Here is a 22,648-nt window from a genome sequence, read left to right as displayed (position 1 = left end):
GTTTGTTTTAAAATAGAAGTATTAAAACTTGAGGTGATGAGGATGCTTTCGTAACATCATTCTATTCAACGAGATCAACTGGTTCCGGCGAACCATTTGGTTCGTAAAATGGAGGCTTACATTGACTTCTGTTTCATTTATGACTTGGTGAAAGATATGTAATCAGAGGTAGGACGCCCCAAAATCATATAAACCTATAACAATCCGACAAATTCCTTCTTTATTTCCGGGGAAATGCAACCGATATTTACATATATTTTATCAGAATCCTTTTATCAAAGCACTCTGGACCCCAGGAATTTATACAATTTAAACAAGATTAAACTATATGCCGCCCCTAATGCAAAACCTGCCAAGATATCAGTTGGAAAGTGAACTTTCATAACGATCCTGCTGACACCGATCAGCAGGACCAGACAAACGAAACCAATTCCCATTGCCCATTTCAATGAGTTTCCTTTAATTTCATTCATGATTAAATAAGCTACCATACTGAAGAAAATAATGCCCACCATTGCGTGGCCACTTGGAAAACTGAAGCCGTCGGTGTCCATCAAATGATTTTCAGGGCGCACTCTTTTAACATGATTTTTTATCCACCCGTTTAATACATCCGCGCCGGCAATCCCGATAGAAAAGACGGCCATTATCCAATAATCCTTCTTTATTATCCACAAATATAGAACACATAGTAAGCTGCCAAAACCAATGAACATGGATTTCCCAAGATAGGTAAGGGACTTGAAGAAAGTGAACGAAAAAGTATTTTTACCTACGGAAAAGAGTTCCGCAATATATGTATCGAATGCTAAAGATTTCTCACTCTGAATTTCATTCATCAAAAAAAAGAATAGCAACAAGCAAAGCGAAACCATAGAAATCCAGGAATATTTATTCATTCTCTCTCTCTCCTCAAGGTATTTAATTCTCTTTGGATCATTCAGAATATGATATACTATTTACAATTAATCCAATCATTGGGAGGTGCAAAAATGATACAGCGATTACACGATCTTCTGGATGGCTCATATGAAGAAATGGTTTCCATCAGGCGTTACCTTCATCAACACCCCGAGCTATCTTTTCAAGAAACCCAAACGGCTGCCTTCATCGCTGAATATTATAAAAAACATGGAATCGAACACCGGACGAATGTAGGCGGCAATGGTGTTATTGCCAAGGTCACAGGCAGTAAGCCTGGTAAAACCGTAGCATTGCGCGCTGATTTCGACGCCTTACCCATTCAAGATGAAAAAGAAGTTCACTATAAATCTTCCGTACCCGGGGTCATGCATGCGTGTGGACACGATGGCCATACAGCGACACTCCTTCTCCTTGCAAAAAATCTGAATGAACTGAAGGATGACCTCGAAGGTGAATATATATTTATCCACCAGCATGCTGAGGAGTATGCTCCAGGAGGGGCCAAACCGATGATTGAGGCTGGCTGCCTTGATGGGGTGGATGTAATTTTCGGCACCCATTTATGGGCCACGGCCCCTACCGGAACAGTCCAATACGCTTTAGGACCCCTTATGGCCGCTGCAGACCGTTTTGAAATCACCATTCAAGGGCAGGGCGGACATGGAGCCCAGCCGCATAAAACCCGTGATGCAATCGTAGTCGGCTCTCAGCTAGTCATGGCCCTGCAGCAAATCGTAAGCCGCCGGCTTAACCCAATAGATTCTGCAGTCATTACCGTCGGTTCCTTTGTAGCAGATAATGCCTTTAACGTCATTGCAGATAAGGCTAAAATAATCGGGACCGTCCGCACATTCAAGGAAGATGTCCGTTCATTCATTAGCGAAGAAATGGAACGGATTGTTAAAGGAACCTGCCTAGCTGCGGACTGCACCTATGAATATCAATACTTTCAAGGCTATCCGGCTGTTATTCCGCATGTTGAGGAAACTAAATTCCTCATCGAAAGCACTGAGTCCGTCAAGGAAGTTTTGATTACAGAGGAAATTGCCCCGGATATGACAGGTGAAGATTTTTCTTATTATTTACAAAATGTAAAAGGTACATTCTTCTTTACGGGAGCCAGGCCAAAAAATGAACATACATATCCACATCATCATCCTTTGTTTGACATTGATGAAAAAGCGATGCTCATTGCAGCCAAAATATTAGGCACTGCAGCGGTGACCTATCACAATAAGAAACAATCATCTAAAAAAGTGAATGAATCTTTATTACAATAATGGTAAAGGGACGGGTTTTCCCCGTCCCTTACTGTTTAAGAAGTCTGATTCGGTAACAATGGACAGCCGTCTTCCCAAGATGTTCCAACAAATGATAGTTGGCATATCCACCGACAGCTGCCCCAAAACCTGGAACGAGCTGAAACATTTTGATGACATCGATGTGATCGCGATATTCCTGCTGAAATTCCTGCCAGTCTATTTCCGGACATTTCCCTGAATCCCATTCCTCTATTACCCGTAATGTTTCCAATTTCTTCTCCTCGCTTGAAAATGCCATCTGGAAGATATGAAGGATGAACAATCGTTCCTCATATTTATTTGGATCGAAACCGTATATACGGGATATTTCGAATAATAATTTCATCTTGATGCTAAGCAGTAATGGGAAATCAGCCAATCCAATTAAAAGCCCTGCCGCTCCGGTACCCACACCTTCTATAACGGCCGTTTTCCTATATGCGGTTACAGTTTCCGCAACCCACTCTTCCTTTTGCTGCAAGGATAATAGCACTACATTTTTTTCTTTAGACATATATTTAGAACCTGATAATACAGCCTCTATCATCCCTTTAATACTATCAGTAATCACTTTGTGCACTCGGTCTGGAATATAACTATTCAATTTGATTTGCGCCTTTTTGGACATCCGCTCAAACCTGCCGGATTTCTTGGCTACTTTCTTTTTCCATGATATTAGTTCAGATAATGCCTTTTGTTCATATTCATCCATCATTTAACACCTCCGTTAAATATGTATATACCCCCTATGAGGCTTTTATTTTCAATTTTCATTTCTTAAAAATTAACTGAAACGTTTTTTTTTGAGGGTTTGTAAAATTCGAACGTTGTTTTCCACTCCAGGCACTCGCTTTCCGCGGGCGGTCCGCCACCTCGGCGCTCTTTGCGCCTGTGGGGTCTCCCTTGAACGCGTTTTCCCCGCAGGAGTCTCGTACCTTACGTTCCAATCAACTGGAACGTTTTTTAAAATAAAAACTGCAGGCTGGTCTATTCCGAACCAAGTTTTAGACTAGGTTATCCTTGTAATAAAGAAAAAGCTGATTTTATGAAAAATCAGCTTCTGCTTAAAAGTTTTTTATTTTCTTTGTTGCATAAATTTTAAAACCGAATATGAAAACAAGCCCCATTGCCAAGGCGGCTAAAGCGGAAATCCATTCCCCTTTCACTAGCAGGACCAAACTGAAGACAAGGTCCTCAAATAATAGGAAATAGGAAATTAGTTTTATGACTGCAGATTCTCTCATTTTTGCTGGCAATGGATACAATGAGACCCATACTTTCCACTCATGTGCCTTCCAAACCGGCAGCAGTTGCAGGGCTGTCATGAATAAGAACATGAACGTAACAATCAAATGTGCAAATATGTTAGTGAATACACTTAAAATCACGGATCCCATGATCGTTAAACGAAAACAAAGTCCCACATAATCATTGGATCGCAGAAGGGTACGAGCGTAAAGATAGGTATAAGTTGATTTATCACCATACGGAATGAGTGCTAATAGCCAGTCCATCCATTTCCTTCTCGCTACCTTCCCTTTCAAATGAGGAACATCAGTAAACATGTTCGCTATTCGATAGAAAGAATTCATCCGTTTGTTTTCCAGTTCCACCAGCCGTTCCCACTTCAGCACGAAACCTTTAGTCGCGCTTCGGTAATACATGTAAAGTGCTAACAATAATAAGAAGGTTATAAGTGCAAACAGTATATTTGCCCTTGAACAGATGAAATAAAGAATCACGCCATTAAGTAAAAAGCGGATGAGAGAGTCCCAATGGCTCACTGATGTATCCTGATATTTCAATACCAGCCAGCGCATGGTCAAATTCAAAAACTTCAAAATAAGCAAAACGGCCAGGATGATTCCAAGATCCTTACCTCCTGCACCCGTAACCTTCGAATACATCGGTATCGATGCAATCAGGACAACCAGAAGAATAAAGCCCTGCATGACCCAGCTTAATATCAATGAATTCTTGAAATAACTTCTCAACTTCGTTTCAAGCGGAAGCAGGAATACCGTATCGGGTTCTTTCAAGAAAGTATTTATCGGGCTTCTGGTTACAATGATCGATAAAACAAAGGCCATGATCAATGCAGCAGGGAAATCACTGTTTAACGTCTTCACCCAATCACTGTAATAATAAGCCAACCCACCAAGAACCAATACCATGACAAAAACAAGATGGCCATTAAAAATATAACGAAGATATTTTTGCGTTTCATTTATATAGCCTAAATATCTTTCCTTCCAGAGATTTTGACTATTCATGACCGATTTCTTCTTTCGTCAATTGGATATATAAATCGTCCAGAGTTGCCCCTGGCATGGAAAATTGTTCACGAAGCTGCTCAAGATTGCCTTTCGCCCGAATCTCTCCATTATGCAGTATGATGAAAGAATCACAATACCTCTCGGCTGTCGCCAGAATGTGTGTAGACATTAAAATTCCCGCTCCGCTCTCTTTCATCTTCCTCATCAAATCAAGCAGGGATTGAATGCCTAGTGGATCAAGACCTACGAAGGGTTCATCGACGATATATAAAGACGGCTGTACTAAAAAGGCGCACATTATCATGACCTTTTGCTTCATTCCCTTTGAAAAATGGGCCGGGAACCATTTAAGCCTTTTCTCCATATGGAATTCCTTTAACAGAACGTCCATCCTCTCTTTAAATGTGGCTTCCGCCAAACCATGTGCCATGGCTGTAAGCTTTAAATGCTCCTCTAGTGTAAGCTCATCATACAAAATGGGCGTTTCTGGAACATAAGTGAATTGTTTTCGATATGTATCCGGGTCCTGAGCTAGTGTTTTACCATGAATCGAGACGCTTCCGCCTTTCGGCTCCATGAGTCCGATGATATGTTTAATCGTCGTACTTTTCCCAGCCCCGTTAAGCCCAATTAACCCAACGAGCTCATTTGGCTGAATGTCAAAACTTATTCCTTTTAAAACGGGCGTTTTCGTGTATCCGCCCACTAGCTGCTTTATTTCCAATAAGGACATATAAACGATCCTTTCTATATAGAGGTTCTTATTTCCATTTTATCAAATTCTCCTGCTTTTATATAGTCGAGTGTTCCCGGAACTAAATTTCCATAAATAACTAATTATATTTTTGCTGCATGATGGTCATCATAAATAAGGAAGAAGGGGTTAGTCATTACGTGTGATTCACATCATATTGTAAATGAGGTGTCAGTTAAAGACGTATTATACTGAAATACCCATTAGGTTTATTACAAATGATTTACATCATATTGTAAATGAGGTGTCAGTTAAAGACGTATAAACTGAATTAAACCATAAGCTTCATAACAAAAATCGTTTCGAGCAAGGAGATGGTTCTCTTGCACGTAAAAGCAGAAAAATCATTCAATAATTATCAATTATGCTTTAAAAGTTGATGAAACTTTAAAGATATAGGAGATGGTTGCTTTGAATGGAAAATCTCTATTTAGATAATAACCATATTTTACTACAATGTAGATGAGGTGTTTGTCGCAGAGAATTTATGCTAATGCGAATTTTGAAGCAAAACCCCCTTTTTCGACAGGCAGGGTGCAACTTAATGTTGCATCCTGTTTTTATATTTTTCCTTTTCTCAAGGATTCAAGCTATGGTACGATTAACCAAATACATTAACTTTTAAAGGAGCGTTATTCATGAGTGATTGCATTTTTTGCAAAATAATCGATGGGGAAATTCCAAGTAGTAAAGTTTTCGAAAATGAACATGTTTTGGCCTTTCTCGATATCAGTCAAGTAACGAAAGGCCATACTCTGGTAATACCTAAAGTACATAAGGAAAATCTTTATGAGTTGACACCTGAGATTGCCCAGAACCTTTTTGAAGTGGTGCCGGAAATTGCCCGCGCCATGAAGCAGGAATTCCAACCTGTAGGCCTGAACCTTTTAAATAATAACGGTGAAGCTGCAGGGCAGTCCGTTTTCCATTTTCATATGCATTTAATTCCTCGGCATGGGGAAGGTGACGGCTTTGGTGCAGTTTGGAAAACCAATACCAGCGACTATACACCGGATAGCCTGAAACAAATTGCTGACTCCATTGCACAGCATTTAAAATGAGACTGCAATAGCCTGTGAAGAAGGTTTCTTTCTCCTTTCGTTGCTTGAAAAAAATGATCCAGAGTTGGTCCTCACTTTAAAGTGCAGGACCTTTTTACTTTGATCTATCATTAAAACGTATTTATAATTCTAAATTTTCCTCCAATTGAATTTAGTTTTCTGGTAGGATATATGAATAGTCTCAAATACTTTATCACATAGTCGCATAGGAGGAAAAAAATTGAAACGTGCACGTAATTTTAACGCTGGGCCAGCCGCCCTTCCTTTAGAAGTTTTACAAAGAGCCCAAAACGAGTGGTTGAATATTGAGGATTCCGGTATGTCAGTCATGGAATTAAGCCATAGAAGTTCCGAATTCGAAAAAATTCATAACCATGCCATTCAATCATTAAAAGATCTTATGGAAATTCCTGAAAATTATGAAGTTCTCCTGCTGCAAGGAGGGGCAAGTCTACAATTTTCCATGATTCCCATGAACATTTTGAAAGATGGAAAAAGGGCAGATTATGTCCTCACTGGTTCTTGGTCGGAAAAAGCATTAAAAGAAGCCAAAAAGGTTGGTGAAACGGCCGTAGTCGCTTCATCCAAAGATGAAAAATATACGTTCATCCCTAAAGTGGAAGATATCAAATTGAATGACGATGCTGCCTATCTTCATATCACAAGTAATAATACGATTTACGGAACGCAGTGGAAGGATTTCCCGGAAACAGGCAACATTCCTCTAGTAGCCGATATGTCGAGTGATATTCTCAGCAAAAAGATTGATATTAGTAAATTCGGCATCATCTATGCTGGTGCACAAAAGAATTTAGGTCCGTCGGGAATCACAGTCGTTATCATCCGTAAAGATTTAATAACGGATAATGACAAAATCCCATCCATGATGAACTATTCAATCCATTCGAAAAATAATTCTTTATACAACACTCCTCCGACATTGGCCATTTACTTATTGTCCCTTGTGTTGGATTGGGCAAAAGATCAGGGCGGAGTGGAAAAGATTGCTGAAATCAACGAAGAAAAAGCAAAAGTCATTTACGATGCCATCGACGGCAGTGATGGTTTTTATAAAGGCCATGCCCTACCGGACAGCCGTTCATTAATGAACGTGACGTTCACGCTTCCGTCTGAGGAAGCTGAAGTGCAATTCCTTAAAGAAGTGAAGGAAGCCGGATTCGTAGGACTGAACGGTCACCGTTCCATCGGCGGCTGCAGAGCATCCATCTATAATGCGGTCCCTCTATCCCATTGCCAGGACCTTGCTGATTTCATGAAGAAATTCCAGGAATCGTATAAAGCGAAGGAAGCTCAAACTCTTTAATTCAAACAAATATAACTTCTAAAAAAATAGGTCTTATGATATACTATTTTAAACTTCTTGCAACAGGCAATAGTGCATTGTTGAAGAAAAGCTGTTAGTTGAGATGAGAATAGGAGAGATGAGTAAATGAAAACGAAAACCCTTGTGTCACTGTCCCTATTAATCGGGATTGGGGCTGCCCTGCATTTTATCGTACCTGGATTCTTCCTTGGAATGAAACCGGATATGATGCTGTTGATGATGTTTTTGGCGATAACCCTGTTTCCCGCTAAGAAGAATGTATTCATTGTGGCCCTGGCAGCAGGAGCCATCTCTGCCATGACAACTACATTTCCAGCAGGACAGATCCCAAATATCATAGACAAATTGGCAACAGCCTTTCTGTTTTACCTTTTATTCATCAGTCTAAAGAAGTTTTCAACATCCGTTGTCACCGTTAGTATCTTGACTGCCGTTGGAACATTGATTTCCGGCGCTGTCTTCCTTGGTTCGGCTTATTATATCGTTTCCCTTCCAGGGCCTTTCGTTGCACTTTTCGGCGCTGTTGTGCTTCCTGCCGTATTGTTAAATACAGTTGCGATGGTCATCATTTATCCAATTGTGAACGGCATCGTAAGAAAATCAAATATACCCATTAATGCTTAAGCAGCAGGATCATCATACCTAAAAAAGCACCGGAATGTCCGGTGCTTTTTTTTCCAATCATATGAATCTGGAATTCTAGTCAGAATCACCCTCCAATGATCAATGTATCAACATCCACATAAACCAAATGAAAAGCAGTAAAACCCCGGGGAGACCCATAGCGAAGGCTCTAGCCTGGAGCACCCTCCTAGGCGGATAGATGCCAGGAGTTTTTGCTTGCCTTAGAAAATACCCCATCCCGCACAGGCATACCAGGCCTAATAAAAAAATGATTTTCATTATTAACCCACCAGTGCCATCCATGTTCCGACAGCTTGTTTTTATTATCTATATGCCGCTCTTCCCTTTATATGAAGCATTATTATTAAAGCTTCAAGTTATTTTTAAATATTATATATTGACTCTCTAAGTTTAAAAAAATATTTTTGTGATATAAAGATAAAATGGTCGATTCTCTTCCATAAGGATGAAAATTATGGTATTTTGATATCAATAGTATTTCTCTCCCTATTTATCATAATTTCCAATTGATGCAGCAGGGATTCAGACCATGGAAAGCGAAAACATATTATAAAATGAGGTGATCCAAATGAAAGCAAAATCATTACTAATTGGCTTTTTGACCGGAACAGTGGTAGCTGGTGCGGCAACCTTACTTTCGACACCAAGTTCAGGTAAAGACCTACGGACCCGCATCAAGACGAATACCGACGAAATTAAGACTACAATTGATGAATTAAAGGTAAAAATGCAGAATATTAAAGATGACACGATGGAAGCTTCACAAATCAGCAAAGAAACTGTAAAAACATTCATTTCGGATGTTCAGGTCGTCATCGAGAACTGGAAGCGGGAAATCGAACCCAATAAGAATGAATTATTGAAGAACGTTCAGGAAATTGAAAATTCATTGAAAGAATTGGAAGCGGCCGCCCCTACTTCTAAAAATTAATAGCTGACATCCTCACACAAGCTTGATTCTCCATTTTTCCCAATAAATTACATGGTTTATTGGAGAAGAATGGAGAATTCATTAAAAAAACTAAAATTTTCTAAAAATTTTGCAAATATTTATCTTTATTAATTTTTATTTTATTGTCATAATAAATATATAGAATCTTATAAGTAGGTGAGCCCATAATATGCAGAATAAAAATTATTCTATGAAAGAAGCAATGATTTTTAGTCAACGAATTGCACAATTAAGCAAAGCATTATGGAAATCGATTGAAAAAGATTGGCAGCAATGGATCAAGCCCTATGATTTAAACATCAATGAGCACCATATTCTTTGGATTGCCTACCATCTTAATGGCTCTTCCATTTCAGATGTTGCAAAATTTGGGGTCATGCATGTTTCTACCGCATTTAACTTTTCAAAAAAATTAGAGGAACGCGGATACTTAACATTTTCAAAAAAGGAAAATGACAAAAGGAATACGTATATAGAGATCACAGCGGAAGGTGAAAAAATTCTACTTGATTTAATGGAGACATACGACCCAAGTAAGAACTCCGCTTTCTCGGGTGCACTTCCATTGCGTGAGCTTTATGGCAAGTTTCCGGATATGATTGAAATGATGGCCATCATCCGAAATATATACGGTGAAGACTTCATGCAAATTTTTGAACGATCCTTCGATAACATCGATCAGGAGTTTACGGACGTGGAGGGTAAAATCACAAAAAAAAAGATAGAGAAAGAAACTGAGCCAGTTTAATCTCATACTCTATCCATTTCCTTCATGAATGATACATATAAACCTTGTGAGATGCATGCATCAATGCATTCCTTTGTAGTTATTTTTGGATTAACCTTTCTTTCAAATTGATTAAAAAGCGGTCGAAAGTTCATATACCCTTCCGCTTTTTCTATTTCATAGCGTTTGCTCAAGATATCACATGCTTCCAATAATTCTTCCGCTTCCTTCTTCGTGAAATTTTTTTCCACAAATAAATAGTCCAACTTCGCCTCCGGATTGCGTATAAGGTTTAATAAAAGCCGTTGATGAAAACGGAGTATTTCCAATTCTTCATTTATATTTTTCATACATCACTAATCCCCATTCAATCATTCAATTTAACATAAAAGACTTATAACAAATTTTTGATTTTTCACATTCGGTAATCCGCCTGATCCCCATTTCAAAACCTGCCTTAAACGCCCATAGCATGCTTACTCACCAAAGTGATTTTATCTTAAACATAATCCAAGAATTCCATTGCTTTTTCCACCCATTCATCGTAATGTATGTAAGTATATTCAACAGCTTTGGAGGGCTGATTTCGAAATGAATTCGTGGAAAACAATTGACGTGGCAAAACAATATGGGAATTGCCGTCTGCTCTTTTTTTCAGTTTTTACTATATTGATGTCTTTTGTTCTGATCTATACATTATTAAGTGTCTTTTCAACCCATGTTATTTTGTATGGCGATCAAACAATGGTATTTTTTAGCCTATTGCTCTTATTATATCCTGTTCACAAACTATTACACTATTTACCTTTACGATTATTATGTAAAAAAGTGAAAACTTCATGGTCCTTGAAGTGGAACCTGGTGTTAACATGCAGAGTCAATGTCCATGTTCCGATTCGAAAGCATCTATATCTCTTGACCCTTGTGTTGCCTTTCGTCATTATGTCTGTCACATTGATTGGTTGTGCCCTTAGTTTTCCGCATTACATCCATTATTTCACTATTTTATTATCCCTGCACACCGGCTTATGCGTTTCGGATTTTATTTATATAAAAAACCTGGTTGGGTCCCCAAGGCATTCTTTTATCGAGGAACACCTCGAAGGATACGATATACTTATTCAAAAGTGATTCCTTATTCATTCATAATGATGACTGCTAAGATTTTTAGGTATCTTTTTTCATTATAATTTGGTATCGTATTTATACATGATGTTTTGCAAGGAGGGATTTTAGGTTTTGATCTCGTTCTGGTTTATTATTTTTGCTATTTTGATCCTTTATAATATTAATAGAATGACAAACTCTTTATGCATTCAAAAGGAAATTGCTGAAGACCGGCAGCCTAAAGTATTCAGGACCATTAATGTATTAATTACTATTATGTTATTATCCTCCTATATTGAAATTTTGTATACGTAGAGATGAGCAACAAATGATGTCCATCATTTGTTACATACATTGGTGATACCCGGAGCATTATCCACATAAAGAAAAAGGGCGAAGCAATAGCTTCGCCTTTTGTTTATGGTTTTATAACCAAGAAGCTCCAATGATGACTAACAGGATGAAAAGAACGACAATTAGAGCAAAGCCTCCACCTATTCCTCCAGACATTGATCTTCCTCCTTTCCATTCTTAAGTAATAATAATTTAATGCACACTCTTATATGCGCCAAAAGGAATCCATTCCTTTCATAGCTTGAAAATCACTTAAATCTTTTGTGTTGAGCGGCTACCCTATCCTATTCAACTCCATGGCAAAAGGAGTGGGCTCTTTCCATTAGTAATTTTGCAGCCGATTAACAATAGGCTGCTCCTACAATTATTAATAAAATGAATAACACCACTAACAAAGCGAAGCCGCCTCCGTTAAATCCATTACCCATCATGCTACCCCCTTTTGTTGTCCTCGATTTATCATATGTAATGGATTAATATCCGGGTAGGCGTACACCCATTTTTCAAAAAAATCTTATTCAGGCACCAATATATTATTTTTTGTAAAGTAACCAGAATATGTTATAGTTAATTTTGTGGAAATACGAAAAAATAGCAAACCAGAAACTTATAACTAGGAGTTGTTTTTATGAAGAAGTGGGCATTATCGATTGCTGTTACTGCAGGGCTGATCGGACTTACAGCATGCAACAGCGACAAGGAAGCAGTCGTGGAAACTAAAGCGGGGGATATAACCAAAGAAGAATTTTACAATGTAATGAAAGACCGTTATGGTGAAACCGTTCTTCAAGAACTTGTTTATGAAAAAGTTCTTTCTGAAAAATATACAGTAACGGATAAAGAAGTTAAAGCTAAAACGGACGAACTTAAAGCGCAAATGGGTGAAAATTTCGAAACGGCCCTGGCCTCTTCCGGATATAAGAGCGAAGCTGATCTTAAACGTGCACTTAAAATCGGCATGCTTCAAGAAAAAGCAGCCGTTGCCGATATAAAAGTTAAAGAAGCTGATGTGAAAAAAGCTTATGAAGACTATAAACCACAAATCAAAGCGAGACATATTCTCGTGGAAGACGAAAAAACGGCCAATGAAGTTAAAGCTAAATTGGACAAAGGTGAAGACTTTGCCAAACTTGCCAAAGAATATTCAACGGACACAGGCACAGCTGAAAAAGGCGGGGAGCTAGGCTGGTTCGGACAAGGCGAAATGGTTCCTGCATTTGAAGAGCAAGCTTACAAAATGAAGAAAGATGAAATCAGCAAGCCGATTAAATCCGATTATGGCTACCACATCATCCAACTTCTTGATACAAAAGAAAAAGAATCATACGAAGATATGAAAAAAGATCTTGAATATGATTTGAAAGTCGCTCAAATTGACCAAACTAAAGTTCAGGACATTCTGAATTCTGAAGTCAAAAAAGCGGACGTGAAGATTAAAGACAAAGATTTAAAAGATGCCATCACTTCTGGTGACGCAGCCAATGCTGAAAAATAATTGAATAGTAAAAAGCGACAGGACTTTACCTGTCGCTTTTTTTTCATCATTCGGGCTATGCTCCCTGATTTATATCCTTTTTACGCCTCTCACGCTCTTCTTCCATGCGTTCAATGTATTTCTGACCTTCCTTTTCAATCCAAGCATCATCTATGAGGCGTTCCTGCCTAGCTGTCCAAATTGACATGACTGCACTGACAATTATTCCAATAAACACGAACCAGATCCAAATTGGCATGTCCATTCCCTCCCAAAAAATCTACTATTCATTTACTAGAGAATATGCACGAACAAAAAAAATATGCTTCTTTCTCCATCGAGAAAGAAGCATATTTCATTAAAATGTCGGTTTATAGAATGAACGATTATCGAGCGCGAAGACTCTTTCCGTAAATTCACCCGGCTTCACTTTTTCCAAGGCGCGGTCCATCATATTTATCTTGGCATCCATATTATCAATATAATGCAGCACTTCCGCTTCCCTAACCATTGGCGGCTTGGGACTGCCCCACTCAGCTTTACCATGGTGGCTTAATATCAAGTGCTTGAGAATCATGATTTCTTCCGCTTCAATGCCCAATTCCTCTGCAGCTTTACCGACTTCATTCACCATGATCGTGATATGTCCCAACAAGTTCCCTTCCACTGTATAAACAGTCGAAACAGGTCCAGATAACTCATGCACCTTTCCAAGGTCATGCAGAATGACCCCTGCATACAAAAGATCCTTATTGAGGGAAGGATATAGGGTTGAAATGGCCTTAGCCAGCCCTAGCATCGATACAACGTGATAGGCCAGCCCCGACATATACTCATGATGGTTCTTGGTGGCAGCAGGGAACGTCAGGAACTCATTCTGATATTTTTTAATGAGATGCCTAGTCACCCTTTGGATATTCGGATTCCTCATTTCAAAAATGTATTGAGTGATGGTTTCCATCATTTCTTCCTGACTTAAAGGCGCCGTTTGAATTAAATCAGCTTTCGTGACCCCGTCAGTATCTGAAGTAATTCTAATATTACGGATTTTCAATTGGCTGCGTCCTCGATAATTCTGGACTTCCCCCTGAACTTTCACTGTTGCTTCCGCACTGTATGTTTTCTCATCAGCCTCGGAAACATCCCATAGCTTTGCCTCTATCTCCCCGGTTTTATCGCACAAAATCAATGTTAAAAACGGCTTTCCATTACTTGCCACCGCTTTTGTACTCGTTTTAATGTACATATATATATCTACTACTTCACCAATTCCGTAGTGTATGATCCCATTTCCCATGCGACTGCCCCCGTTCAATTAAATATCAACATTATAACATACCAATCTCGTTAGTGCGTTTAGTTTTCGTTAATAAGTGATGGACATTGGACAGGAAAAGCTAAAGCTTTGCCGTCTCTTATCACTCCACAAGAAAACCAGGCTTAATCCCAAGCCTGGCTCTCCAATCAAATCTATTTCAACAGTTTTTGTTCGGACAATACGCGCACTTCTCCTGGCCATCAATTCGGTAATATAAACAGCATGTCACCCGTTTATAAGGGTTCACGGACTCCGGAACACTTTTTTCCCCAATGAATCGTTTAAAGGGGGAACGCGTTTCAATATTCAGCCATACTTCATCTTCAAGAAGCATTTCAATGTCCTTTTCAACTCGCTTCTTTATATCAGTTTGCTTCAATAACTCACTATACATCCATACCGTATAGCTCCAAATATTTTCCCAAAGTACTAGTTTCGATATTTTAGCAGTTCCGGAAAAGAAGCGAATGGCATCAGCACCAAAGCTGTTCAATATGGAATGGAGGGCAGAAGGGCTTTCCTTTTCCGTGACATTGCTCCAACTGTTGGTTTTCAGCAAAAAATTCGGGAGCCAATGCTCATCTTCCGGATCATCCAAAACACCAAAGTCCTGAAGTGTGCCTTCCCAGATAAGCCGATGTTTACTTAACATGTACAATTGTGCCGTGACAAAAAAAGCATAGCGTCTGAACCACATTGAAATGGCTATCCTTGACGTTTCCGCCCCAGTCCGGGCTTGTGCATACTGAATAAGCTCATCAGCATGATTGAAGGTCTTGGAAACTTTGGCTTCATCTCGAAAGGATATCCGGTATCCCTGAAGTTCTTTTTCAATGGATGGTGTAAGGTTATGCATTGGCCAGCGCTTTTATCTGAGTTTGTGCGTAGCGCCCTTTACCAAACGGGACGCACATGGGACTGCCAAAAATTGGATCAAAGGATATTTGACATTCCATGCTGAATACATGCTGTACCAATTCAGGCGTGATGATATCCTCTGGCCGTCCTTGAGCATGTATCGCCCCATTTTTAAGTGCCACCAGATTATCCGCATAACGGCAAGCTAAATTCAAATCATGAAGTACCATCACGATCGTTCGGTTCTCAAACTCATTCAAATCGAACAATAAGTCCAAAATCTCGATTTGATGGGTCATATCAAGATATGTAGTCGGTTCATCCAACAATATGACATCCGTATCCTGAGCAAGCGTCATGGCTATCCATGCCCGTTGCTTCTGCCCTCCCGATAATTCATCGACTGCCTGATCCTTTAAATCGGTCAGATTCGTTGCTTCAATCGCCTTTTGAACTTTTTCTTCATCCACGGAACTCCACTGTTTCAACCAACTTTGATAAGGATATCTTCCTTGTTTAACAAGTTGATAGACGGTAAGCCCTTCAGGAGCAACCGGGGATTGCGGAAGAATCGCCATCTTTCTCGCTACATCCTTCGATGACATGGTTGAAATCGCTTTGCCTTCGAGCATGACCGAGCCGGATTGAGGTTTTAACAATCGGGCTACAGACCTTAGAAGTGTTGATTTCCCACATCCATTAGCACCGATGAATACGGTGATCTCCCCTTTGGGTATTTCTATATTCATATCATTTATTATTAATTTATCACCATAACCGAGCGATAAAGACTGAGTGTTAATAGCTGGTCGCATTAAAATACTCCCCTTTTAGTCTAATAATACCAGTTTAATGAAAATGATTCTCACTGTCAATCTTAAAAAGGAATATAAACCAAAAACTCCATGTCCCGTTCCTCTTAAATGATTCATTAAAATGATTGCTCCTTTAAAGATATGAAGCTTCCTTTGGAAACATTAATCTAAAAAAAAGCACATTATACTTTCATTTATCACTGCCTGCAGCTTCCGAACGATAGTCCATTCTCCCCCTTTGAGAATTACTATCGGAATTTCCAAACTCCATTTAGCGGAAAATAAAAAAAGCCCTCCATATGGAGAGCCTGTTAACCGACAAGCAGGCGATTTGTACAATGTTCCAAGGATTCATCCCTAATGGAGGTAAATAAATCCTGATCGATAAAAGGAATTAATCCTTCTGCAATATTCCATGCATTGACCTCTATTTGATAAAGGATTTCTGATTTTCCTGTACGGTGCAGCTCCTCACTAAGCACAGCAAGATCAGGGTCTAATGCGTGCCCCATCTCATGTGTGAGAATCACCCATGTATATTCCTCAAGCCTTGCAAGCGAGCCTAGGGAGCGTTCACACTGAATTTCAATATCTCTCTCATATAAAGTGATGCTATGACCTATGGCAGAATATTTTCCCCCAACACATCGTTTACCAGGAAACTCCTTTTCGATGATTAACTCCAAAGAAGAATCATGGCGGCTTACAAACTCATTCCTATTCAATGACTTCACTCTCTTTATCTATAGTTTAAGACCCATTATATTTCGGGGATGATCAAATCATTCATATTTTGGCGCAATACGGGACTGGATAGACGAATCACTTGATTTTCACTAAAGTACTCCATTATATATCGGTGGCATGTAAAAAATAAGATTTGCCGCTTTTCCGAAACTTTTTTCAATAACTCAAGCATCCGTTTTGTCCTCTCCGCATCAAAATTGACGAAACTATCATCAATGATGAGAGGGAATGAATCATTTTCAAAAGTATGATCAGCAAGTGCGAGCCTTAAGGAAACATAAATTTGCTCAGCTGTCCCGCGGCTGACCTCTTCAACCCTGAAACTCAAACCATCACTGCGCTGTACCAGAATCCCTTCTCCAGACTGATCAAGGATGATTTTCCGGTAGCTTCCATTCGTTAAAAAGGAAAAATGCCGCTCGGCATCAGCGATCACCTTCGGCAGGCGCTCCCTTTTATATCGGTCCAATGTTTTATTCAATAAGCTTTTGGCTATTGCCAATTTCGCCCATTCCTTCGCCTCTTCGTTAAAAGCAGCTTTCTCTTCATGAAAACGATGAAGTAAATCATCATAAATCCCTGAAACTTCAAGCTGTTTTATCTTATGCTTCGCATCCGCCCGCTTCTCTAATGAAAGGGATTTCGCCTTTACAGAATCCTTCCGTTTCTGTTCTAAATTCTCAAATGTATAAGTATTGGTCCCCTGTTCTAAATAAGATTGGATTTGATCAGGCAGCATTCTGGATTGCCCAATTTGAATGGTAATCAAATCAAGCTGCTTTTGTAAGGTGATTTTCTTTTCGGACAATGCAGCAACATGCCTGAATTCTTCCTCGTCCTTGACCTTCGCTAACTTAAAAAGCATTTCCATTTCTGCATCAAGATAGCCATTTTCCATCGTCAGCTGCTCGATTTCGTTCGTCAAACGGCTTCTTTCCTGCATCCATTGCGTTAACTGAACGGAGAATTCAATCGCTTTATTCAACTCCCGTTTCAATTGGCCAATCGCTTCCCTCCATGTGGATGGTTCAAAATCAAGGCTATTTGCAAAATGAAATAAAGCCTTTGATTTACCCTCAAATTCTGCCCGGAGAAAATCATGCCTCTTGATTGTTTCATATTTCCTATCAACGGCTTCCTTCCATTTCTCAAGAAGTTCAAATACAGATTCAAGATTGATTTCCATTCCGGGATAAGACAGACCCCAACCGCTTAAGATGTTCCTCAATTCATTATCCAACCGGTCCCTGCTAGCTTCCCAATCGGCATACTCCTGAATCGTCGATTCAAACGCTTCCTCCCTTTCTTCATATTTGAAACTTTCACTTTCAAAGCGCCTTTGGAGACGTTGGTCCAGTTCAAGCAGCCGCCCCATCGACTCTCCTTCACTCCCTTTATTGGTTTCACTCCCAATTGCAGCCCTTTTCCTTTTCATCTCATCCAATTGCCTGATATACCCGGACGATATATCATCACCTTTAAAGAGATACCTGGAAACCGCAAACAGAACAGCTACAGCTAGAAGTATCACACCCAACAAAATCTGTTCACTGAAATAACTTCCGATTGCACCTAAACATAGTAGCACTATTAAACTGCCATTCATGATATGTGAACGTTTGCGATTGTCCGCTTCCTTCTTCCTCTGTAATCCCAATTGCTTTTCAAGTTCAAGTATTTGTTCATCAAGAATAAGGGATTGTGCTGCTTCAAATTCGATGTTATTCTGCTTGTTGTATAAGGACTCCAGCTCGATTCTTTTTTCATCTGGCAGTAACTGGGCCTTTATCTCCTTCAAGCGGGCTTCTGTCGTTTCCAGACTTCCCTTTTGCAGTTCATATTTCTCATCGAGCTGTTTTTTATCATTTTGGAGCTGATGCTTTTCCCTTTCGGCCCTTTTCACCTTTTCCTTCATGAATGTACTGATATCCAGTTTTCTTATTTCCTCATCAGGAACATCCAAGAATAATTCCTGCTTTACCTTTTTGATATTCTTTTCTTCCAACAGCCTTTCGTGTTCCGCTTTTCTAATATCCAGCTCGAGCTTCTCCAACAATGTTCCTTGATCGATTGCATGTTCAATTTGCTCTTTATGCTCCTTGATGAAAGGATTGATTTCGATTTCCGTGAGTTTCCCCTCAAGTTTGTCCATTTTCTCAGTCAATGCCGCAAGTTGGGCTTTCATGGGGATTCCAACTGCCTGTAGCTGTTCAAGTCTTTTTAAGCCATCAACAGGAAAACTTACATCCGGAATTTTACTTATTTCAGCCTCTAGTTCCCCCTGTTCTTCAACCAAGGGTTTAATTCGCAAAAAAGCACTTACGTTAACAAGATTTTCTTCAATCTCTTGAATGCCTTCCGTGACTTTAGAGAGCTCCTCCTTAAGTTTTGCTTCTTCCTGAAGTAATGCCGTATATGACTGCTGTTCTTCTTCTGATGCTTTCACCTTTTTCTGCAATTCCTTAAGTTCTTTCAATTTCACATTCAGCAATGGTTTTTGGCCTGATGGCTTGAACCTTGAATCGAGCTCTTTTTGCAATTTCGTTTCGGCTTCAAGAAGTTTATCATTCCCGATCAGTCCGGCTGAAAGCAGATATTTACTCATCGTACCTTCACTTAGTGTATGTAATCCCTGCAGGCCTTGAAGGTCGAAAGAAAAAATGGCTTGGTAATAGTTTTTATCAACGCCATGAAGAATCTCATTCAATTCTTCCTCGCCGCCGACCCTTCCATCCTCGAAGGTCAATTTCACATCACCAGTAGCTTTTCCCTTCACACGTTCAATAACGATTTCCCCGTCTTTTTTTGTTATGAGGCTGAGCCTTCCCCCATATTTGGCATGCATTTTCGGCTCGTAACGCGGTTCGTTTTGAACCTTTGTCGGAAAACCAAATAGCATACTATGAATGAAGGACATGATGGTTGACTTGCCCGATTCATTTTCCCCAAAGAAAATCTGCAGCTGTCCCAATTCAGGAAAACGCTGATTTTCCAGTTTGCCGTAACCATAAACATGGAGGTCTTTAATAATCAAATCCGTTCCTCCTCCCTACACTCATTTATTCGCTTCAAAAATGTGCAAAAGCCATCTTTCCGCTTCATCCAACAGTTCGATCTGCTCTTCCGGCTCTATTGAATCGAGAAACCTTCTTGCTCCAGGATGAATGTATAGCGGGGCAAGAGCAGCCTCCGTATCATCAAATTCAGAAGCAAGCCTGGATACCTCAGCCAGAAATGGCGATATACTTTCATTTGACCTATTCATGGGAATGGACTGGATGAGTTTGATTTTATACACCCAGACAAATGATTCCCCTTGGTCCCCTTCCTGCAAAATCCGGGTCAATTCTTCAAGATATTCCCCGGAAGCTCCTGCTGCATCACCTGCATCCAGCTTCAACTCCAAAAGAAAGCTTCTCCCATCGGAACCCTTCCGTTCAATTACTTCCTTGCATTGCTTGAACAGGGCATCAAATCCACCTTCTGCGGATCGTTCAATTGTTTCGCTTTCCCATATCACCTCAGAGGTTTCAATAAAAGAATGGCGCTTCATGTCCCCATCGAATTCTATAAGCATGCACCCTTTAACGCCTGACTCCTTTCTGTTCCTGCCTTGAATATTTCCTGGGTATATCACAAGCGGATCTTCCGAAACAACCTGATGTTTATGAATATGGCCTAATGCCCAGTAATCGAAATCTTTGGCAGCAAGTTCCTTCAATGAAAAAGGGGCGTACGGGCTATGTTCGGAATTGCCTTCCAAATTCCCATGAAGCAAACCTATATGATAATCGGCCCCTTCAGCTTTTATGTAGGTTTCGATCATTCTCTCTCTTACTTGACGGCGTGGATAACTGAATCCATAAAGATGGACAGTCGTCCCATCGATTTTTTCAAACCGTTTCACTCCGGTTTGCCCTGAAAATACGTGGACATTATCCGGCAGCTCCACAGTAATCCATGAGCCGCTGAGGTGATCATGGTTACCATGAATGATATAGGCGGGGATTTGATGCTGCTGGAGCTTTTCCATTTCGGTCCGAAAGCGGACCTGTGTCCGGAGACTCCGATTTTCCCCATCAAATAGATCCCCCGATAACACGATAAAGTCAACCTGACGGGAAATTGCTTCATTAATGATAGTTTGAAAAGCTTTAAACGGGCTTTCCCTTAATTCCTTTAATATAGATGACGGCATATCCTTCAACCCTGAAAAGGGACTATCCAGATGGAGATCCGCCGCATGAATGAACTTCACACCGCTCAAAAGTATCACCTCGATTTCTTTCAACATTTCACATTCAATTTTAACATGAACAGAACATACTTTCCCATACATTATTATTTTAATACGTCATCATGCAGTATGGGCAAATTCAACAGGAAAAAGACCGAATGGCGAACATTGTTTCATTCACACATTCGGTCTTTTCATCAATTAAAGATATCCATACTTAAATAGCGCTCACCATTATCCGGTGCAATGCATAATACTCGTTTTCCACTTCCAAGACGACGGGCTTCCTGCAGGGCAGTCCAGACAGAGGCACCTCCTGAAGGCCCAATCAATATCCCTTCCTTCGAAGCCATATCCTTCATGGTGGAAATCGCATCTTCATCAGCCGCTTGAACGATTTCATCAAATACCTCTGTATTTAAGATGGCAGGGATAAAACCAGGGCTCGTACCCACTAACTTGTGGGGACCAGGCTTTCCTCCGGAAAGGACTGGGGAACCCTTAGGCTCGACAACGACAACCCTTAAATCCGGCAGATGTTCTTTCAAGGCTTCACCTGTACCGGTTATCGTTCCTCCCGTTCCAGCAGTAGCGACAAAAACATCCAGGTCTCCATCCATCTGATCCAGAATCTCGACTGCTGTCGTCACTCTGTGAATATCAGGATTGGCTTGGTTTTCGAATTGCTGCGGAATAAAGCTATTAGGAATCTCTGCGGCGAGCTCCTCGGCTTTACGAATGGCTCCCGGCATCCGCTCTGATGCAGGGGTGAGGACAACTTCCGCTCCGTATGCCTTTAAGATATTGATTCTTTCTTTCGACATATTATCCGGCATGACCATAATTGCCCGATACCCCTTAGCCGCGGCATTCATGGCAAGTCCAATACCTGTATTCCCTGATGTTGGTTCTATGATCGTAGCCCCGGCTTGAATGATACCATCCAATTCTGCCTGCCTGATTAAGTTGAAGGCAGCCCGATCTTTTACACTGCGGCTCGGATTGAAATACTCAAGTTTCACGAATACCTCAGCGTCACCCTCCGCTGTTAAATGATTAATCCTAACAACAGGTGTATCTCCTATCAATTCAGTGATATTATTAACGATTTTTACCGTCATTCAAAAAAACCCCCTTCGATCCATACACTTCCAACATGCACTTTTACTCAAGTTTATTATATCATTTATGATTTTTCATTTTAAAGAGAGAATTCCTCTAGTATAAATAGGTTTTGTTTTCATTCTTTCCAAGCTTAAAGGAAAAAAACGATGAAGTTAGTTCGATATAGTTACTTTTTCAAGATATTCAGCTATGTATCAATAATCCTTGTCTTAATAGATTCACTCACATAACAATAGTCAAAATTGACAGATAATGATAAAATTTTTATAACAGTTGATAACATTTTTGATAAGGGAGTTTTGAAAATGAGCAGAATATACAAATTAACCGTTTTTGAACCGTCAGGGGAAAAACTATTGGATGAATCATTTACAGCCGAGAATGATGAACAAGCAAAAGAATTGGGACAAAATCTATTGAAGGAAAAAAACTATCAAGATCAAACACACCGCTGTACATCGCCTTCAGGCGCTTTATTGCTTTTTCATCGCTGATTGAAAATGGAAGCGCAATCACTGAGAATATGATCGAGTTTTCCATACTTTCCTTATATAAAAAAAGGCCGTCACTGGAAAGTGACGGCCTCAGACTGTAGACAAACTCGATGAAAATCGAGTTTGTCTATTTT

Annotated in this window: 25 protein-coding genes; 10 read left to right on the top strand and 15 right to left on the bottom strand. The window is 39.9% G+C overall.

Annotated features, from left to right (window positions below):
- Window positions 1–275: 275 nt before the first annotated feature.
- Window positions 276–899 carry a phosphatase PAP2 family protein gene (locus ADA55_RS00805; protein WP_048677972.1) on the bottom strand — a complete coding sequence of 208 codons (624 nt, stop codon included), beginning with the start codon at window positions 897–899 and terminating at the stop codon, window positions 276–278.
- A 93-nt stretch (window positions 900–992) separates the two neighbouring features.
- Between ADA55_RS00805 and ADA55_RS00800 the strand changes: the two genes are divergently transcribed.
- Window positions 993–2,204 carry a M20 family metallopeptidase gene (locus ADA55_RS00800; protein ID WP_048677971.1) on the top strand — a complete coding sequence of 404 codons (1,212 nt, stop codon included), beginning with the start codon at window positions 993–995 and terminating at the stop codon, window positions 2,202–2,204.
- A 28-nt stretch (window positions 2,205–2,232) separates the two neighbouring features.
- On the opposite strand, the gene ADA55_RS00795 is transcribed toward ADA55_RS00800, so the two are convergent.
- From ADA55_RS00795 to ADA55_RS00785, 3 genes are all read right to left on the bottom strand, one after another.
- On the bottom strand, window positions 2,233–2,937 hold the full coding sequence (locus ADA55_RS00795) for an EcsC family protein (protein ID WP_048677973.1): 705 nt from the start codon (window positions 2,935–2,937) through the stop codon (window positions 2,233–2,235).
- A 352-nt stretch (window positions 2,938–3,289) separates the two neighbouring features.
- A complete protein-coding gene (locus tag ADA55_RS00790; RefSeq protein WP_048677970.1) occupies window positions 3,290–4,498 on the bottom strand; it encodes an ABC transporter permease in 1,209 nt (402 codons plus the stop codon).
- Window positions 4,491–5,234: an ABC transporter ATP-binding protein gene (locus tag ADA55_RS00785; protein WP_048677969.1), complete on the bottom strand. Its 744-nt coding sequence runs from the start codon at window positions 5,232–5,234 to the stop codon at window positions 4,491–4,493. Before ADA55_RS00785 ends, ADA55_RS00790 begins: the two co-directional genes overlap by 8 nt.
- 659 nt (window positions 5,235–5,893) lie before the next feature.
- Between ADA55_RS00785 and ADA55_RS00780 the strand changes: the two genes are divergently transcribed.
- The 5 genes from ADA55_RS00780 to ADA55_RS00755 all read left to right on the top strand — a co-directional run bounded on the left by ADA55_RS00780 (window position 5,894) and on the right by ADA55_RS00755 (window position 10,006).
- Window positions 5,894–6,316 (top strand): HIT family protein, encoded by a 423-nt coding sequence (locus ADA55_RS00780; protein WP_048677968.1) that lies wholly within the window; start codon window positions 5,894–5,896, stop codon window positions 6,314–6,316.
- Window positions 6,317–6,536: 220 nt separating this feature from the next.
- A complete protein-coding gene (gene serC / locus ADA55_RS00775) occupies window positions 6,537–7,640 on the top strand; it encodes a 3-phosphoserine/phosphohydroxythreonine transaminase (RefSeq protein ID WP_048677967.1) in 1,104 nt (367 codons plus the stop codon).
- A gap of 126 nt (window positions 7,641–7,766) precedes the next feature.
- On the top strand, window positions 7,767–8,285 hold the full coding sequence (locus ADA55_RS00770; RefSeq protein WP_034314684.1) for a tryptophan transporter: 519 nt from the start codon (window positions 7,767–7,769) through the stop codon (window positions 8,283–8,285).
- A gap of 589 nt (window positions 8,286–8,874) precedes the next feature.
- Window positions 8,875–9,237 (top strand): YtxH domain-containing protein, encoded by a 363-nt coding sequence (locus ADA55_RS00760; protein ID WP_048677965.1) that lies wholly within the window; start codon window positions 8,875–8,877, stop codon window positions 9,235–9,237.
- Between the two features lie 190 nt (window positions 9,238–9,427).
- A complete protein-coding gene (locus ADA55_RS00755; protein ID WP_034314691.1) occupies window positions 9,428–10,006 on the top strand; it encodes an HTH-type transcriptional regulator Hpr in 579 nt (192 codons plus the stop codon).
- A gap of 2 nt (window positions 10,007–10,008) precedes the next feature.
- Here the strand turns inward: ADA55_RS00755 and ADA55_RS00750 are convergent, their stop codons facing one another.
- Window positions 10,009–10,335 carry a DUF1878 family protein gene (locus tag ADA55_RS00750; RefSeq protein ID WP_048677964.1) on the bottom strand — a complete coding sequence of 109 codons (327 nt, stop codon included), beginning with the start codon at window positions 10,333–10,335 and terminating at the stop codon, window positions 10,009–10,011.
- 241 nt (window positions 10,336–10,576) lie between these two features.
- On the opposite strand from ADA55_RS00750, the gene ADA55_RS31280 reads away from it, so the two are divergent.
- Complete coding sequence (locus ADA55_RS31280) at window positions 10,577–11,116, top strand: DUF3267 domain-containing protein (RefSeq protein WP_072272552.1); 540 nt, start codon at window positions 10,577–10,579, stop codon at window positions 11,114–11,116.
- A gap of 108 nt (window positions 11,117–11,224) precedes the next feature.
- Entirely contained in the window at window positions 11,225–11,407 is a 183-nt protein-coding gene (locus ADA55_RS30200; RefSeq protein ID WP_034314696.1) for a hypothetical protein, read from the top strand.
- Between the two features lie 111 nt (window positions 11,408–11,518).
- Here ADA55_RS30200 and ADA55_RS00740 read toward each other — a convergent pair whose 3' ends face one another.
- Both ADA55_RS00740 and ADA55_RS28095 read right to left on the bottom strand, forming a co-directional pair.
- Window positions 11,519–11,602 (bottom strand): YjcZ family sporulation protein, encoded by an 84-nt coding sequence (locus ADA55_RS00740; protein ID WP_034314699.1) that lies wholly within the window; start codon window positions 11,600–11,602, stop codon window positions 11,519–11,521.
- 185 nt (window positions 11,603–11,787) lie between these two features.
- Window positions 11,788–11,877, bottom strand: a complete 90-nt coding sequence (locus tag ADA55_RS28095) for a YjcZ family sporulation protein (RefSeq protein WP_072272551.1) — start codon at window positions 11,875–11,877, stop codon at window positions 11,788–11,790.
- Between the two features lie 197 nt (window positions 11,878–12,074).
- On the opposite strand from ADA55_RS28095, the gene ADA55_RS00735 reads away from it, so the two are divergent.
- Entirely contained in the window at window positions 12,075–12,941 is an 867-nt protein-coding gene (locus ADA55_RS00735) for a peptidylprolyl isomerase (protein WP_048677963.1), read from the top strand.
- A 55-nt stretch (window positions 12,942–12,996) separates the two neighbouring features.
- Here ADA55_RS00735 and ADA55_RS00730 read toward each other — a convergent pair whose 3' ends face one another.
- From ADA55_RS00730 to cysK, 8 genes are all read right to left on the bottom strand, one after another.
- A complete protein-coding gene (locus ADA55_RS00730; RefSeq protein ID WP_053344914.1) occupies window positions 12,997–13,179 on the bottom strand; it encodes a sporulation YhaL family protein in 183 nt (60 codons plus the stop codon).
- 99 nt (window positions 13,180–13,278) lie between these two features.
- Window positions 13,279–14,217, bottom strand: coding sequence for a 3'-5' exoribonuclease YhaM (yhaM, locus tag ADA55_RS00725; RefSeq protein WP_048677961.1), 939 nt, complete (start codon window positions 14,215–14,217; stop codon window positions 13,279–13,281).
- A 178-nt stretch (window positions 14,218–14,395) separates the two neighbouring features.
- Window positions 14,396–15,094, bottom strand: a complete 699-nt coding sequence (locus ADA55_RS00720) for a (2Fe-2S)-binding protein (protein WP_048677960.1) — start codon at window positions 15,092–15,094, stop codon at window positions 14,396–14,398.
- Window positions 15,087–15,911, bottom strand: a complete 825-nt coding sequence (locus ADA55_RS00715; protein ID WP_048677959.1) for an ABC transporter ATP-binding protein — start codon at window positions 15,909–15,911, stop codon at window positions 15,087–15,089. The genes ADA55_RS00720 and ADA55_RS00715 overlap by 8 nt, the downstream gene beginning before the upstream one ends.
- A gap of 311 nt (window positions 15,912–16,222) precedes the next feature.
- Complete coding sequence (locus ADA55_RS00710) at window positions 16,223–16,636, bottom strand: hypothetical protein (RefSeq protein WP_048677958.1); 414 nt, start codon at window positions 16,634–16,636, stop codon at window positions 16,223–16,225.
- A 35-nt stretch (window positions 16,637–16,671) separates the two neighbouring features.
- Complete coding sequence (locus ADA55_RS00705; protein WP_048677957.1) at window positions 16,672–19,692, bottom strand: ATP-binding protein; 3,021 nt, start codon at window positions 19,690–19,692, stop codon at window positions 16,672–16,674.
- A gap of 21 nt (window positions 19,693–19,713) precedes the next feature.
- Window positions 19,714–20,916, bottom strand: coding sequence for a metallophosphoesterase family protein (locus ADA55_RS00700; RefSeq protein ID WP_226990367.1), 1,203 nt, complete (start codon window positions 20,914–20,916; stop codon window positions 19,714–19,716).
- Between the two features lie 176 nt (window positions 20,917–21,092).
- Window positions 21,093–22,016, bottom strand: coding sequence for a cysteine synthase A (gene cysK / locus ADA55_RS00695; RefSeq protein WP_048677955.1), 924 nt, complete (start codon window positions 22,014–22,016; stop codon window positions 21,093–21,095).
- Between the two features lie 309 nt (window positions 22,017–22,325).
- On the opposite strand from cysK, the gene ADA55_RS00690 reads away from it, so the two are divergent.
- Window positions 22,326–22,514 carry a YhzD family protein gene (locus tag ADA55_RS00690; RefSeq protein ID WP_048677954.1) on the top strand — a complete coding sequence of 63 codons (189 nt, stop codon included), beginning with the start codon at window positions 22,326–22,328 and terminating at the stop codon, window positions 22,512–22,514.
- Window positions 22,515–22,648 lie beyond the last annotated feature (134 nt).

The sequence above is a fragment of the Bacillus sp. 220_BSPC genome, assembly GCF_001054655.1.
Taxonomy (GTDB): domain Bacteria; phylum Bacillota; class Bacilli; order Bacillales; family DSM-1321; genus Peribacillus; species Peribacillus frigoritolerans.
This window is presented reverse-complemented; position numbering and strand designations above follow the sequence as displayed.

Coding starts and splice junctions, on each gene's coding strand:
- ADA55_RS00715 (WP_048677959.1), bottom strand. CDS start 15,911: ATGCGACCAGCTATTAACACTCAGTCTTTATCGCTCGGTTATGGTGAT.
- ADA55_RS00735 (WP_048677963.1), top strand. CDS start 12,075: ATGAAGAAGTGGGCATTATCGATTGCTGTTACTGCAGGGCTGATCGGA.
- ADA55_RS00750 (WP_048677964.1), bottom strand. CDS start 10,335: ATGAAAAATATAAATGAAGAATTGGAAATACTCCGTTTTCATCAACGG.
- cysK (WP_048677955.1), bottom strand. CDS start 22,016: ATGACGGTAAAAATCGTTAATAATATCACTGAATTGATAGGAGATACA.
- ADA55_RS00755 (WP_034314691.1), top strand. CDS start 9,428: ATGCAGAATAAAAATTATTCTATGAAAGAAGCAATGATTTTTAGTCAA.
- ADA55_RS00790 (WP_048677970.1), bottom strand. CDS start 4,498: ATGAATAGTCAAAATCTCTGGAAGGAAAGATATTTAGGCTATATAAAT.
- ADA55_RS28095 (WP_072272551.1), bottom strand. CDS start 11,877: ATGATGGGTAATGGATTTAACGGAGGCGGCTTCGCTTTGTTAGTGGTG.
- ADA55_RS00770 (WP_034314684.1), top strand. CDS start 7,767: ATGAAAACGAAAACCCTTGTGTCACTGTCCCTATTAATCGGGATTGGG.
- ADA55_RS00780 (WP_048677968.1), top strand. CDS start 5,894: ATGAGTGATTGCATTTTTTGCAAAATAATCGATGGGGAAATTCCAAGT.
- ADA55_RS00805 (WP_048677972.1), bottom strand. CDS start 899: ATGAATAAATATTCCTGGATTTCTATGGTTTCGCTTTGCTTGTTGCTA.
- ADA55_RS00730 (WP_053344914.1), bottom strand. CDS start 13,179: ATGCCAATTTGGATCTGGTTCGTGTTTATTGGAATAATTGTCAGTGCA.
- ADA55_RS31280 (WP_072272552.1), top strand. CDS start 10,577: ATGAATTCGTGGAAAACAATTGACGTGGCAAAACAATATGGGAATTGC.
- yhaM (WP_048677961.1), bottom strand. CDS start 14,217: ATGGGAAATGGGATCATACACTACGGAATTGGTGAAGTAGTAGATATA.
- ADA55_RS00740 (WP_034314699.1), bottom strand. CDS start 11,602: ATGTCTGGAGGAATAGGTGGAGGCTTTGCTCTAATTGTCGTTCTTTTC.
- ADA55_RS00720 (WP_048677960.1), bottom strand. CDS start 15,094: ATGCATAACCTTACACCATCCATTGAAAAAGAACTTCAGGGATACCGG.
- ADA55_RS00760 (WP_048677965.1), top strand. CDS start 8,875: ATGAAAGCAAAATCATTACTAATTGGCTTTTTGACCGGAACAGTGGTA.
- ADA55_RS00795 (WP_048677973.1), bottom strand. CDS start 2,937: ATGGATGAATATGAACAAAAGGCATTATCTGAACTAATATCATGGAAA.
- ADA55_RS00690 (WP_048677954.1), top strand. CDS start 22,326: ATGAGCAGAATATACAAATTAACCGTTTTTGAACCGTCAGGGGAAAAA.
- ADA55_RS00785 (WP_048677969.1), bottom strand. CDS start 5,234: ATGTCCTTATTGGAAATAAAGCAGCTAGTGGGCGGATACACGAAAACG.
- ADA55_RS00800 (WP_048677971.1), top strand. CDS start 993: ATGATACAGCGATTACACGATCTTCTGGATGGCTCATATGAAGAAATG.